This window comes from Brucella pituitosa (assembly GCF_965577835.1).
Lineage (GTDB): Bacteria > Pseudomonadota > Alphaproteobacteria > Rhizobiales > Rhizobiaceae > Brucella > Brucella pituitosa.
The window spans coordinates 942,501-954,891 of the sequence record NZ_OZ264092.1 but is presented as its reverse complement, the minus strand read 5'-3'; the positions used below and the strand labels follow the sequence as shown (position 1 = coordinate 954,891).

Below are 12,391 nucleotides of genomic sequence, written 5' to 3'. Positions count from 1 at the left end.
ATGTCTTTGTCCCAAAACCGGTTCCCACTTTTGGGAGACATGCTCTAGTGTACCGCCAGTTTTGCGGCACCGATTTCCTTATCATGGACAGCGAAGCGGTCGATCATGTCGCTACTTGCTTCATTAAAGCCGATCACCGAAACATCCGTACCACCGGCACGATATTTCAGCACCACCTTGTCGAGCGCACCGACCGAGGTGATGTCCCACAGATGGGCATGGCTGACATCGATCGTTACCCTTTTTGCAGGCGATGAAAAATCGAAAGCTGCAATGAAGTTTTGTGCCGAGGCAAAGAAGATCTGGCCCTGAACGGTATAGGTGCGCTCGGTTCCATCCTCGCTCGTTGTTTCGCTCACGCGGAACATCTTTGCGACCTTTCCTGCGAAAAACACGCCGGAAAGCAGCACGCCAACCAGAACACCCTTGGCAAGATCATGGGTGGAAACCACCGTTATGACAGTTGCCAGCATGACAATGGAGGACGACGGCGGGTTGCGGCCCAGATCGAGGATCGAACGCCATGAGAACGTGCCAATCGAGACCATGATCATCACGGCTACCAGAGCGGCCATCGGAATGATCCGCACCAGATCGTCGAGAACGAGAATGAGAAACAGCAGGAAAGAGCCAGCAACAAAGGTTGAAAGCCTGCCGCGACCGCCGGAAGATACATTGATCACCGACTGCCCGATCATAGCGCAACCACCCATGCCGCCAATCATGGCTGATGCGATATTGCTGGTGCCCTGACCAATACATTCCTGGTTTTTGTTGCTGCTGGTATCCGTCATGTCATCGACAATCTGGGCCGTCATCAGCGATTCAAGCAGGCCGACAGCTGCCAACGTGATCGAATAGGGCAGGATGATTTGCAGCGTTTCAAGCGTCAGCGGAACTTGCGGCAATGCGAAGATCGGCAATGCAGAAGGCAATTCACCGAGATCGCCAACCGTGCGCAGATCCATGCCGCTTGTCCATGCAAGCGTGGTGAGTACGGCAATGGCGACGAGCGGCGAGGGGATGGCTTTGGTGAGGCGCGGGAAGAGATAGATGATGGCAAGACCACCCGCGATCATCCAGTAGGTCTCAACCGGAACATGAATGAGTTCAGGCAGCTGCGCCATGAAAATGAGGATAGCAAGCGCATTGACGAAGCCGGTAGTGACCGAGCGCGATACAAAACGCATTAGGCGTCCGAGTTTGAGAAAGCCCGCAAGGATTTGCAGAATGCCCATCAGGATCGTGGCTGCAAAGAGATATTGCAAACCGTGTTCCTTGACGAGCGAGACCATCACCACAGCAGTTGCAGCGGTTGCAGCAGAGATCATGCCAGGACGTCCACCAGTGAAGGCGGAAACACAGGCAATGGCGAAAGAGGCGAAGAGGCCGACCTTGGGATCGACACCAGCGATGACCGAAAAGCCGATGGCTTCCGGGATAAGGGCAAGTGCTACGACGATGCCGGAAAGAATATCGCCGCGAATATTGGAGAACCACTCGCGGCGGTAGGCAGCAAGACTTGTCATTGAATTTTCCGCAAATAGAAGACGGGCGTTGAGAGCCGTCCGATTCAACATGGCCGATTGTAAAAATGGGGGATGTTGTTGCGTTGTCTGGCGGATAGGCGGCCAGAAGAGCCACCCGGGCTTTCACCGGGTCCTTGCGAATACGCCTGTATAAACAAAAAAAGCGCAGCAGGGCAATGGCCCGCTGCGCTTTCTATTGCACGGTGCTGATTAGAGTATCTTTTGCATGAAGGTCAGATCAAGCCAGCGTCCGAATTTCTGGCCGACCTGTTTCAGCGTACCGCAATCTGAAAAACCCTGCGATTTGTGCAACGCGATGGATGCGGCATTGCCTGCTTCAATGCCTGCGACGAGCACATGGACTTTACGCTCGCGTGCTTCTTCTACAAGCTCTGCCAGAAGTGCGCGTCCGATACCGCCACCGCGTGCATCGCTTGCCACATAAACAGAGAGTTCCGATGAGTGGCGGAAACCTTCAAACGGCCGGAATGGGCCATAACTCGCATAGCCGACGACCTGTTCCTCACGTTCGGCCACCAGAACCGGAAAGCCGTCACGGTTGCGGGCTTTGAGCCATTCGCGACGGTTTTCCAGATCGACGAGTGTTTCGTTCCAGATGGCAAGCGTGTTCTCGACTGCATCATTATAGATCGCAAGCAGAGCAGGGAGGTCAGCTTCGTTGGCAAAGCGGATGGTGAGGGTCATTTCAGAGGCCTTTATAGAAAAGTGTGGTCGCGCAGGGGCTTCCGTCGGGATAAAGCGCATAATTCGGGATAACGCCCACCCGCTCCCAGCCGAGATGGGTGTAAATTGCTTCTGCCGGACTGCCGGTTGCGGTGTCCAGGCAGAGAAGTGTCTTGCGTCGGTTACGTGCTTCTTCTTCAACGGCTTCCATCAGCTTGCGTGCAAGACCAAGGCCGCGCGCCCTGCGATGGATCAGCAGTTTTTTAAGATCGGCACGATGCGGCTGATTGGGCATTTGAGCAAGACCAAGCTGAACCGTGCCGACGATTTCGCCGTTATGTTCGGCAACCAGAAGGGCCGTGTCGCCTCGCTCTACTTCATTAAAGACGCGGTTCCAGTAGGGGATGAAGCCCTGCCATTCACATGGCGCCATGAAACCAACTGACGCGCCGCCATTGACGCAATCTGTTAGGATTTCGGCAAGTGCCGGGACGGCGGCTTTGGCTTCTTCGAAATTGAGAAGGCTGATCATGCTGATTGCTTTCAAAGACTGCTGCGGCGTTCGAGTACGATTGTATAACGGGCGGTCGAGGTGCCGGGATTATGAAAGGTAATGCTTTCAACGAGCGGCATATAAAGACAGTCGCCGGTACTGAGCTGATAGGCGGTTGCTCCAACGGTGATTTCCATCTGGCCATTCAGGAGCCACAAATGCTGCGTGATGCCTGCATTGGCCGCCTGTGGCGCGAAGGTGACCTTTGCGCCTACGGGAAATTCGACCTCGATCATGTCAATATTCGATCCCGTTGCGGGTGGTGAAACAGACCGCCGAATATAGCCCGTATCCGGATCACGCCAGACTGGTTGGCGATCATGCGTGAGCAAGGGAGAGGCTGGGGCTTCCGCATCGGCAAAGAAGGCTGAGAGCGATGTGCCGAGCGCTGCACAAATGCGCGCCAGAAGCTGTGCGGTCGGGCTGGTTTCGCCACGCTCGATCCGCGAGATCATGGCGCGGCTGACACCTGACACATCACCAAGCGCATCCAGCGTCATACCTTGCGCAAGGCGCAGGCGGCGCAGATTTTCGCCAATGGCGTTGTCGAGCTGCTCGATTACATTTTCCATTATATTAGAATTAATATCTATTATAATGGAGTCAAGGGATATTCCGGATAGAAGGCAAAAGAAAACGGCGGGATTTCCCCCGCCGCATTCTTTTTGTCCGAATAATTCGGATTAGCCCTTTGCCTTTAATTCGAGGCGGCGGCGATGCAGGACTGGCTCGGTGTAACCATTCGGCTGTTCGCGGCCCTTGAAAACCAGATCGCAAGCGGCCTGAAAAGCAATCGACTTGTCGAAGTTTGCGGCCATCGGGCGATACAGCGGATCGCCTTCATTCTGCTTGTCCACGACAGCTGCCATGCGCTTAAGCGTTTCCATGACTTGCGCTTCCGAAACCACGCCATGATAGAGCCAGTTGGCGATGTGCTGTGCCGAGATGCGCAGCGTTGCACGATCTTCCATCAGGCCGACATTGTTGATGTCCGGCACTTTCGAGCAGCCAACGCCCTGATCAACCCAGCGCACGACATAGCCGAGGATGCCCTGTGCGTTGTTGTCGATTTCGTGCTGAATGTCTTCCGGCGTCCAGTTTGGACGAGGGGCGACCGGCACCGACAGAATATCGTCGAGCTTGGCACGCGGGCGGCTCTTCAGCTTTTCCTGAACGCTTGCAACATCAATCTGATGATAATGGGTTGCGTGCAGCGTTGCAGCGGTTGGCGATGGCACCCAGGCGGTGTTCGCACCAGCCTTCGGATGGGCGATTTTCTGTTCCAGCATCGCGGCCATCAGGTCCGGCATGGCCCACATGCCCTTACCGATCTGCGCATGGCCGGAAAGGCCGCATTCAAGACCGATATCGACATTCCACTGTTCATAAGCGCCGATCCAGGCGGCCTGCTTCATGTCGCCCTTGCGGATCATCGGGCCAGCTTCCATCGAGGTATGGATTTCGTCGCCAGTGCGGTCAAGGAAGCCGGTATTGATGAAGACGACGCGTTCCTTGGCAGCGCGGATCGCTTCCTTGAGGTTAACCGTGGTGCGGCGTTCCTCATCCATGATGCCGATTTTCAGTGTGTTGGGCTTCATACCAAGCAGCTCTTCGGTGCGGGTGAAGATTTCATTGGCGAATGCCACTTCTTCCGGCCCGTGCATCTTTGGCTTGACGATATAGACCGAGCCTTCGCGCGAATTCATGTGGCGACCATTGGAGCCAATATCATGCAGTGCGATCAGGCTGGTGAAGGCTGCATCCATGATACCTTCCGGCACTTCGTGGCCGTCGGCATCAATGATCGCCGGGTTGGTCATCAGGTGACCGACATTGCGGATCAGCATCAACGAACGGCCCTTGAGGCTGAGTTCAGAGTCATCGGGCGCTTTATAGCTGCGGTCGCCATTGAGGCGGCGGGTCATCTGCTTGCCGTTCTTCTCGAACGTGTCTTCGAGCTTGCCATTCATCAGGCCGAGCCAGTTGCGATAAACCGCAACCTTGTCTTCCGCATCGACGGCAGCAATCGAATCTTCGCAATCCTGAATCGTGCTGACGGCAGATTCCAGAACCACATCGGCAATATGGGCCGGATCGGTCTTGCCGATCGGGCTGTCCGCATTGATTACGATATCAACATGCATGTTGTTCTTGGCCAGCAGCACATTGGTCGGTGCCGCCGCATCGCCATTATAACCCTTGAACTGGTTGGCATCCTTCAGCGCCGTTGCCGAACCGTCGGTCAGCTTGATTTCAAGCTTGCCGTCCTTGACGGCGAGACCGGCGACGTTGGCCCAGTTGCCGGTGGCAAGCGGTGCGCTTTCATCGAGGAAGTTTTTCGCCCATGCGATGACTTTCTCGCCACGCTTCGGGTTGTAGCCTTTGCCTTTTTCCGCGCCATCATCTTCAGAGATAGCATCGGTGCCGTAAAGCGCATCATAGAGCGAACCCCAGCGTGCATTGGCAGCATTGAGCGCATAGCGGGCATTCATGACCGGAACGACAAGCTGCGGTCCGGCAATATGCATGATTTCCGGATCGACATTGGCGGTTGAGACCTTGAATTCTCCGCCTTCGGGCAGGAGATAGCCGATATCCTTCAGGAATTGCTGGTAGTCAGCCTGCGAATAGCCTTTGTCGCGATTGTCCTTGTACCAGGCATCGATCTTGGCCTGCAGGTCGTCGCGCTTTTTGAGAAGGGCGCGATTCTTCGGTGCGAGATCGCGGATGATGGCGGCGAAGCCCTTCCAGAAGGCCTCTGGTTCAACGCCAGTGCCGGGTGCGGCTTCCTTGGCCAGAAACTCCACCAGTTCAGGGGCAACGCGCAAGCCTTCTATCTCAACGTAGTTACCGGCTTTCTGAGAAACCATGGCTCTGCCTCCTTCAAAATAAACAAAATCACCGCCAGCACCCTTCAGTGCCAGCTATCATGCTGTCTTTGAACCGCTTTAGCGCGCTTTCGTCAATCAGCGTGCGGGCACATCATCTGTGACGCTGCGGCGAAAATAGTTTTTACAGCGATAGTCTTGCGCGGATGTCTTCAGGCCTAAAGCCTTGTTCGCGCAAGCTGCTGAGTGCCGTATCCTTACGACTTTTGGAGAGTTTCAAACCGTCATCGCCCAGCACCAGATCGTGATGATGATAAAGCGGTTCCGGCAAACCCAGAAGCTTTTGCAGAAGCCTGTGCACGGATGTTGCATGAAACAGATCGCGTCCGCGGACAATATGCGTGATGCCTTGCAGCGCATCATCCACCACAACGGATAGATGATAGCTCGTGGGAGTGTCTTTGCGGGCAATCACCACGTCGCCCCATTGCGCAGGATCTGCCTCGATAAGTCCGGTGCCGCTTTCGTTCCAGAAGAGCGCTTCGCCAGCCACCTCGAGCGCTTTCTCCATATTGAGCCGCCATGCATAGGGGGCACCGGAGACGATGCGCTCCATCTGCTCTTTTTCGCTCAAGTTTCGTTCGCCCTGCGGATAAAGCGGTGTGCCGTCAGGGTCGGCAGGCCATTCCTGCCCTTTGGCATGGGCTTCGCCGATGATCTCGCGTACCTCGGTGCGGCTCAGAAAGGCGGGATAGACGAGCCCCTTGTCGGCAAGCTTGGTCAGTGCGTTGCGATATTCGCCGAAATGCTCTGACTGGCGGCGTACCGGCTGTTCCCATTCAAGCCCGAGCCAGTGGAGATCATCGTAGATGCCTTGTTCGAGTTGAGGTGTGCAGCGAGCGGTGTCGATGTCTTCCATGCGCAGCAGAAAACGGCCCCCGCTGGTCTGCGCCATGCTTGCATTGAGAAGCGCTGAATAGGCGTGGCCAAGATGCAATTGACCATTGGGGCTTGGAGCGAAGCGATATACTGGCTGGGTCATGATCATGTCAGTTGATTGTCATCTGATTGCATTGGTACTTTGCAGTTACAGCATCGGCCCGAAAATCGGAATCGATTTTCGGAAAGCACGATGCGTAGTTTCGATAGTTTAGAGCGTCCTTTGTGCGTCCGAATGGACGCACGGCGCTCTAACTGAAATGAAAGGCCTGACGATGCGGCGGATCGATACATTGGACGATATTGAAGCCGGGCTCGAAGCGCTGGGATTAGCTGACCCACGGTTGCTCGATATCCGCAGCCGTTCTCATGCTGTACCGCTTCGCAGGTCTCAGCCGGGCTTTGAAAGTCTTGCCTCGATTATCGTTGCACAACAGGTTTCAACGGCCAGTGCGAGCGCAATATGGGCGCGGTTCAAGCAGGTGATCGATCCAATGACACCGGAGGCTTATATTGCAGGCGGGGAAGAGGCATGGCGTTTTGCCGGGCTTTCACGCCCAAAACAGAGAACGCTGTTTGCTTTGAGTGAAGCCTTGGCAGAAGAGGCAATCGATCTGCATGGACTGTGCGATCTGCCTGCCGAAGAGGCGATTAAGGCACTGACCACTATCAAGGGCATCGGTCCGTGGACGGCCGAAGTCTATCTGCTGTTTGCCGCTGGTCATCCTGATGTGTTTCCGGCGGGCGATGTGGCGCTGCAAACGGCTGTTGGTCACGCTTTTGCGCATGAAAAGAGACCCGATGCAGCCGCTCTTCGCCTGCTTGCGGAAGACTGGGCGCCGTGGCGCGGTGTGGCAGCACGTTTGTTCTGGGCATATTACGCCGCGATTAAGGGACGGGAGGCTGCGCCCCTTCTGTAAAACTTGCGTGTTTCCGGGGACATAAATGCGTTTCTGCTTCACAATGCTGTCACGTCGGGATTACATTATTTGCATCAGGTGAATGACGGCATTTCGATTCGCAGAAACTTGGTATCCTGCCTATCGCACTGCCGCCTTTTGCAAGGTTGGAGCGTCGTAGGTTGCGCCCAGAATGGACGCGCGGCGCTTCGATGAAGAGCGCAATTCCGCATGGAAAGCCATTCGTACTTTTCCTTTCGGAGTTGCTCTGAAGGAGGTGCGCCCTTGAATGTAGCCGTCTCTCCCCGAACCGTTTCGAGCAGTGGTTTGCCTGCTCTGGTTCTCAATGCGGATTATCGGCCGCTCAGCTATTACCCTTTATCGCTCTGGTCCTGGCAGGATGCGATTAAGGCAGTCTTTCTTGAACGCGTGCATATCGTGGCGGAATACGATCAGGTCGTATCCTCACCATCGTTTTCCATGCGTTTGCCGAGCGTGATCTGTCTGAAGGATTATGTGAAGCCGCCGCGCTATCCGGCGTTTACGCGGTTCAACCTGTTCCTGCGTGATCGTTTTGAATGTCAGTATTGTGGCTCACCGCATGATCTGACCTTTGATCACGTCACCCCGCGTTGCCATGGCGGCGAGACGACGTGGGAAAATGTGGTCGCCGCATGTTCTCCCTGCAATTTGCGCAAGGGCGGCTTGATGCCGGCGAGCGCGCATATGTGGCCGCGCCAGAAGCCGGTCACGCCCACGGTGCAGGATCTGCACAATAATGGGCGCCTTTTCCCACCCAACCATCTTCACGACAGCTGGCTCGACTTTCTGTACTGGGATGTCGAATTGGAGCCTTAACTCCTCAGAACTTGCTCTTACTTCCCACCTTTTGCAAACGCACCATAGTAGCCAATCACTGCAAAGAGTAGGCTTGCGACAACATTCCATCCGGCAAACGACAGGCCGAGGAAGAAGCCAGGCGCGCTGTCACATGCAGGCGGGCGGGTCGCGTTGAGATCGCCGAGCAGATTGCCTGCATCGAGTGTGACCTTCATGGTGGCTGCACTGCAATCAGCCGGACCCGGCCAGTATTTGAGTTCTACGCCTGTGTGATAGATGGCAAGCGCTAAGCCGAAGGTCATCAGCAACGCACCAATCAAGATCAGGCCGCGTGTCAGAATCGGGGGCCATTTCAGGCCGTAAGATACCCATGCTGCCGCCAGAACCGGCACGCCTATATAATAAGGCGTGCGTTGTTCGAGGCAGAGCTTGCAGGGCATGAAACCAGCCAAATGCTCGAAACCCAGTGCCGTGCCGACGGTTGCGGCAAGGCCAACCGTCATGATGCCTGCGGTCCATGCCTGTACTTTGCCGACCGGATTAGTGAGTGCAAACGCCATATGAGATTCCCTGAAAAGGCTTTCTTATTCTTAAGGCAAATAACTGGCTTGTCTCCAAGCAACTTATTTTGACCGAGTTTGGGCGAACTGCTCAGGCGTGAAGATATTTTACTGCAAAGAACAGCGCGATCAAGACGACTGCCACGAGACTTGCGATCAGGCCAAGGCGCTTTTCGATAAAACCACGGATTGGTTCGCCGTAGCGCTTCAATAGCCATGCAAGGAAGAAGAAGCGTGCGCCGCGCGCAATGATGGCCGATGCGATGAACAGCCAGATATTGATGCCCGCAGCACCGGACAGAATGGTGACAACCTTGATTGGTGGCAGATGTGCGAGGCCTGATGTGATGAGCATCAGAAGAATCATGTCGGCGCTGGTTGTGCCGCGCATTTGCTCAAACGTGTCGAGCTTGCCATACATTTCCAGTACTGGCTTTGCGACCTGCTCATAGGCATGATAACCGAGATACCAGCCTGCTATGCCACCGAGAACGGAAAAGATGGTTGCAACCAAAGCATAACGATAGGCCCGTTCCGGGCGTGCGAGCGCCATCGGTAGAAAGAGTACATCGGCAGGCACCAGAAACACCGAACTTTCTACGAAAGCGATGAAAGCGAGCCAATATTCGGCAGACTTTCGGGCAGCAAGCGAGATCGTCCAGTCATAGAGTCGGCGCAGCATGAAGTTTTCCGGATTTTTTGCGGGCAAACACCCAAGGGATTGTTTGCATCGTCTATAAATAAAAAAGGTGGCACGAACAATGCGTGCCACCTTTTTAAAGTCGTCCGGGTTAATTTCAGCGCTTGTAGGCGCTGCAGATATATTTGGTTTCGAGATATTCTTCGATGCCGTATTTCGAGCCTTCACGACCGAGGCCTGACTGCTTCACACCACCGAATGGCGCAACTTCATTGGAAATCAGTCCGGTGTTGTGCCCGACCATGCCATATTCAAGACCTTCGCTAACGCGGATCGCACGGCTGAAGTTCTCTGTATAGAAGTAAGCAGCCAGACCGAAGATCGTGTCGTTGGCGGCAGCGATCACTTCTTCTTCGGTGTCGAAGGCAAAGAGTGGTGCGAGCGGGCCGAAGGTTTCTTCCTTGGCAACAAGCATATCTGAGGTAACGCCGGTCAAAATGCCCGGTTCAAAGAACAGGCCACCCAGTTCCTTGCCACCCGCGATGAGCTTTGCACCTTTGGAAACCGCATCTTCAATATGCGCCTTGACCTTGGTGATGGCTTTTTCTTCGATCATCGGGCCGATGACGACGCCCGGTTCGGTGCCGTTGCCGACTTTCAGTTCTTTCACTTTCGCTGCCAGCTTTTCAGCAAACTTGTCATAAACGCCGCGCTGAACATAGATGCGGTTGGCGCAAACGCAGGTTTGGCCAGCGTTACGGTATTTCGAAATCATCGCGCCATCGACAGCAGCATCAATGTCGGCATCATCAAACACGATGAAAGGTGCGTTGCCACCAAGCTCCAGTGAAATACGCTTGATGGTCGGTGCACACTGCGCCATCAAAAGACGACCAACTTCGGTCGAGCCGGTGAAGGAAAGCTTGCGCACGATTTCATTGCTGGTGAGTTCGGCGCCGATTTCACGGGCTTTGCCTGTCACGATCTGCAGAACGCCTGCAGGAATGCCAGCCTTCTCAGCCAGTACACCGAGGGCGAGGGCCGTCAGCGGGGTGAGATCGGCAGGACGAACGATCATCGTACAGCCAGCGGCCAGAGCAGGCGCTGCCTTGCGGGTGATCATCGCCGCGGGGAAATTCCAGGGGGTGATCGCAGCGGTCACGCCGACCGGCTGGCGGATAACAGTAAGGCGTTGGCCATTTTGCGGGGCAGGGATCGTGTCGCCATAGATGCGTTTAGCTTCCTCGGCGAACCATTCAATGAACGAGGCGGCATAAATAACTTCGCCGCGTGCTTCAGTGAGTGGCTTGCCCTGCTCCGATGTCATGATCAGTGCAATGTCATCTGCATTGGCGACAATCAGGTCGAACCATTTGCGCAGGATTCCTGCACGTTCTTTGGCGGTCTTTGCAGCCCATGCCGGAAGTGCCTTGTTCGAAGCGTTGATTGCCTCTTTAATAGTATCGACGGAGAGAGAAGGAACGGTTCCAATGACAGAGCCGTCTGCCGGGTTGGTCACGTCAATGGTTTTGCCATCTGCGGCATCAATCCAGCGGCCGTCCACAAGGCATTGCGATTTCAGCAGCGATTTATCTTTCAAGGCAATCATATCTGATGTTCCATCTCGGTGTTGCGTCAGAGGAAAGTTCAATATATTGAACTCTATACGATATACTGAATAAACCAGCCGACAGCGCCAAAGTCAATTCATCTGTCGGTTGGGTAAAGAGGGCATATGGATAAAACTGTAGGTGATGAAGAAAGTTCCTTGAAGCTGGTTCCAGCTGTGGTGAGGGCGACGCAGATTCTCGATTGTATTGCGGAGAGCCGTGATGGGCTCAAACTTTCGGATCTCGTGCGTCAGACCGGATTGCCAAAAAGCAGCGTCCATGGCCTTTGTCAGACGCTCACCCATTTGAAGTTGTTGAAGCTTAATAGTGACGGAAGCTTTACAATGGGGCCGCAATCGGTCCGGTGGGCGAATGTCTTTCTTGCCGACAGTGATATTGTCGATGCTTTCCATGAAGCGGTCGCGGACGCCGAAGGGTTAGGTGCTTATACATTGACGCTCTCACATCTTGAGGGTCCGGAAGTCATCTATCTGTCCTGCCGTAACTCAACCTCGCCGCTTGGCATCACATTTCGCATTGGCATGCGCGTGCCAGCTGTTTTTACGGCGACTGGCAAGGCAATGCTGGCGGCTATGTCTCCACAGGAGCTCGCGCGCCATCTCCCATCGGAGTGGCCGCAACCGATTACGCCCTCAAGTGTGCAATCATTGAAGAAGCTTGAAGCTGAAATGGCTGAGGTGAGGGCGAAGGGCTATTCGCTTGACGACGGACAGTTGCGTGAAGGCATGTTCTGTATTGGCGCCGCTATCTGTGATCGGCCATTTCATCCAGCTGCGGGCATTGCTCTTTCCATGATGGCAGCTGAAGCGCGGCCCGACATGGTAGAAGCGATGGGCAAACGAATGCGCGCTCTGGCGGATAGGCTTGGAGAGCGGATGGGCTGGTTCGCTTAGCGTCTGTACCGATCGCCTTTTATATAGTGACGTCATAAGAGGGCGCATTGAGCGCCCTTTTGATTGCCTGGCATCGAATCGGAGTGGCTTGGTTGATTAATGTTTGGTAAAATTGTTTGGTTTTCGCTGTGGAAAGAAAGTTTGTTTATTTTGCTATTTTAGCGTTGACAGTTTTGATTAGTGGGACGTATATAGCGCCACAACGAGGGCGGCGGCGTCGCAAGCGACAGGCTGATGCGTCCTTTGAGTTGACATAAAGAGTTTGACAGCGATGTTTGAATTGGTTATGTCGGCGGCGTTGACCGGGCTTTGGTTTGGTTGATGTGTTGAGAGAGGAACGACTGATAAGGTTGTGAATTTCTTGAAAAAAATGGGTTGACACACTGAACGGTGTG

General features: G+C 54.6%; 12 protein-coding genes and 1 other annotated feature. Of the genes, 3 read left to right on the top strand and 9 right to left on the bottom strand.

Going from position 1 to position 12,391, the window contains the following annotated elements:
- Positions 1-44: 44 nt before the first annotated feature.
- The 6 genes from ACSME1_RS04600 to gluQRS form a co-directional block, all read right to left on the bottom strand.
- Positions 45-1,529, bottom strand: coding sequence for a SulP family inorganic anion transporter (locus ACSME1_RS04600; RefSeq protein WP_105706833.1), 1,485 nt, complete (start codon positions 1,527-1,529; stop codon positions 45-47).
- Positions 1,530-1,610: 81 nt separating this feature from the next.
- Positions 1,611-1,666, bottom strand: a sequence feature (sul1 is cis-regulatory element that is thought to sense ions involved in sulfur or methionine metabolism; They are found in Alphaproteobacteria).
- Positions 1,667-1,739: 73 nt separating this feature from the next.
- Positions 1,740-2,234, bottom strand: a complete 495-nt coding sequence (locus ACSME1_RS04595) for a GNAT family N-acetyltransferase (RefSeq protein ID WP_024895671.1) — start codon at positions 2,232-2,234, stop codon at positions 1,740-1,742.
- A gap of 1 nt (position 2,235) precedes the next feature.
- Positions 2,236-2,751 (bottom strand): GNAT family N-acetyltransferase, encoded by a 516-nt coding sequence (locus tag ACSME1_RS04590; protein WP_181153642.1) that lies wholly within the window; start codon positions 2,749-2,751, stop codon positions 2,236-2,238.
- 5 nt (positions 2,752-2,756) lie between these two features.
- Positions 2,757-3,338, bottom strand: coding sequence for a helix-turn-helix domain-containing protein (locus tag ACSME1_RS04585; protein WP_105706831.1), 582 nt, complete (start codon positions 3,336-3,338; stop codon positions 2,757-2,759).
- Positions 3,339-3,449: 111 nt separating this feature from the next.
- Positions 3,450-5,636 (bottom strand): malate synthase G, encoded by a 2,187-nt coding sequence (locus ACSME1_RS04580; protein WP_105706830.1) that lies wholly within the window; start codon positions 5,634-5,636, stop codon positions 3,450-3,452.
- A gap of 142 nt (positions 5,637-5,778) precedes the next feature.
- The gene (gluQRS, locus tag ACSME1_RS04575; protein ID WP_105706920.1) at positions 5,779-6,636 is read right to left on the bottom strand and encodes a tRNA glutamyl-Q(34) synthetase GluQRS; all 858 of its coding nucleotides are present in this window, start codon (positions 6,634-6,636) and stop codon (positions 5,779-5,781) included.
- A 172-nt stretch (positions 6,637-6,808) separates the two neighbouring features.
- Between gluQRS and ACSME1_RS04570 the strand changes: the two genes are divergently transcribed.
- Positions 6,809-7,453: a DNA-3-methyladenine glycosylase family protein gene (locus tag ACSME1_RS04570; RefSeq protein ID WP_024895666.1), complete on the top strand. Its 645-nt coding sequence runs from the start codon at positions 6,809-6,811 to the stop codon at positions 7,451-7,453.
- 264 nt (positions 7,454-7,717) lie between these two features.
- Positions 7,718-8,290 (top strand): HNH endonuclease, encoded by a 573-nt coding sequence (locus tag ACSME1_RS04565; RefSeq protein ID WP_024895665.1) that lies wholly within the window; start codon positions 7,718-7,720, stop codon positions 8,288-8,290.
- Positions 8,291-8,307: 17 nt separating this feature from the next.
- Here the strand turns inward: ACSME1_RS04565 and ACSME1_RS04560 are convergent, their stop codons facing one another.
- The 3 genes from ACSME1_RS04560 to ACSME1_RS04550 all read right to left on the bottom strand — a co-directional run bounded on the left by ACSME1_RS04560 (position 8,308) and on the right by ACSME1_RS04550 (position 11,081).
- Positions 8,308-8,832, bottom strand: coding sequence for a disulfide bond formation protein B (locus tag ACSME1_RS04560; protein WP_024895664.1), 525 nt, complete (start codon positions 8,830-8,832; stop codon positions 8,308-8,310).
- A 91-nt stretch (positions 8,833-8,923) separates the two neighbouring features.
- A complete protein-coding gene (locus tag ACSME1_RS04555; RefSeq protein WP_024895663.1) occupies positions 8,924-9,514 on the bottom strand; it encodes a YqaA family protein in 591 nt (196 codons plus the stop codon).
- A gap of 115 nt (positions 9,515-9,629) precedes the next feature.
- On the bottom strand, positions 9,630-11,081 hold the full coding sequence (locus tag ACSME1_RS04550) for an NAD-dependent succinate-semialdehyde dehydrogenase (RefSeq protein ID WP_024895662.1): 1,452 nt from the start codon (positions 11,079-11,081) through the stop codon (positions 9,630-9,632).
- Between the two features lie 126 nt (positions 11,082-11,207).
- Between ACSME1_RS04550 and ACSME1_RS04545 the strand changes: the two genes are divergently transcribed.
- A complete protein-coding gene (locus ACSME1_RS04545; RefSeq protein WP_024895661.1) occupies positions 11,208-11,996 on the top strand; it encodes an IclR family transcriptional regulator in 789 nt (262 codons plus the stop codon).
- Positions 11,997-12,391 lie beyond the last annotated feature (395 nt).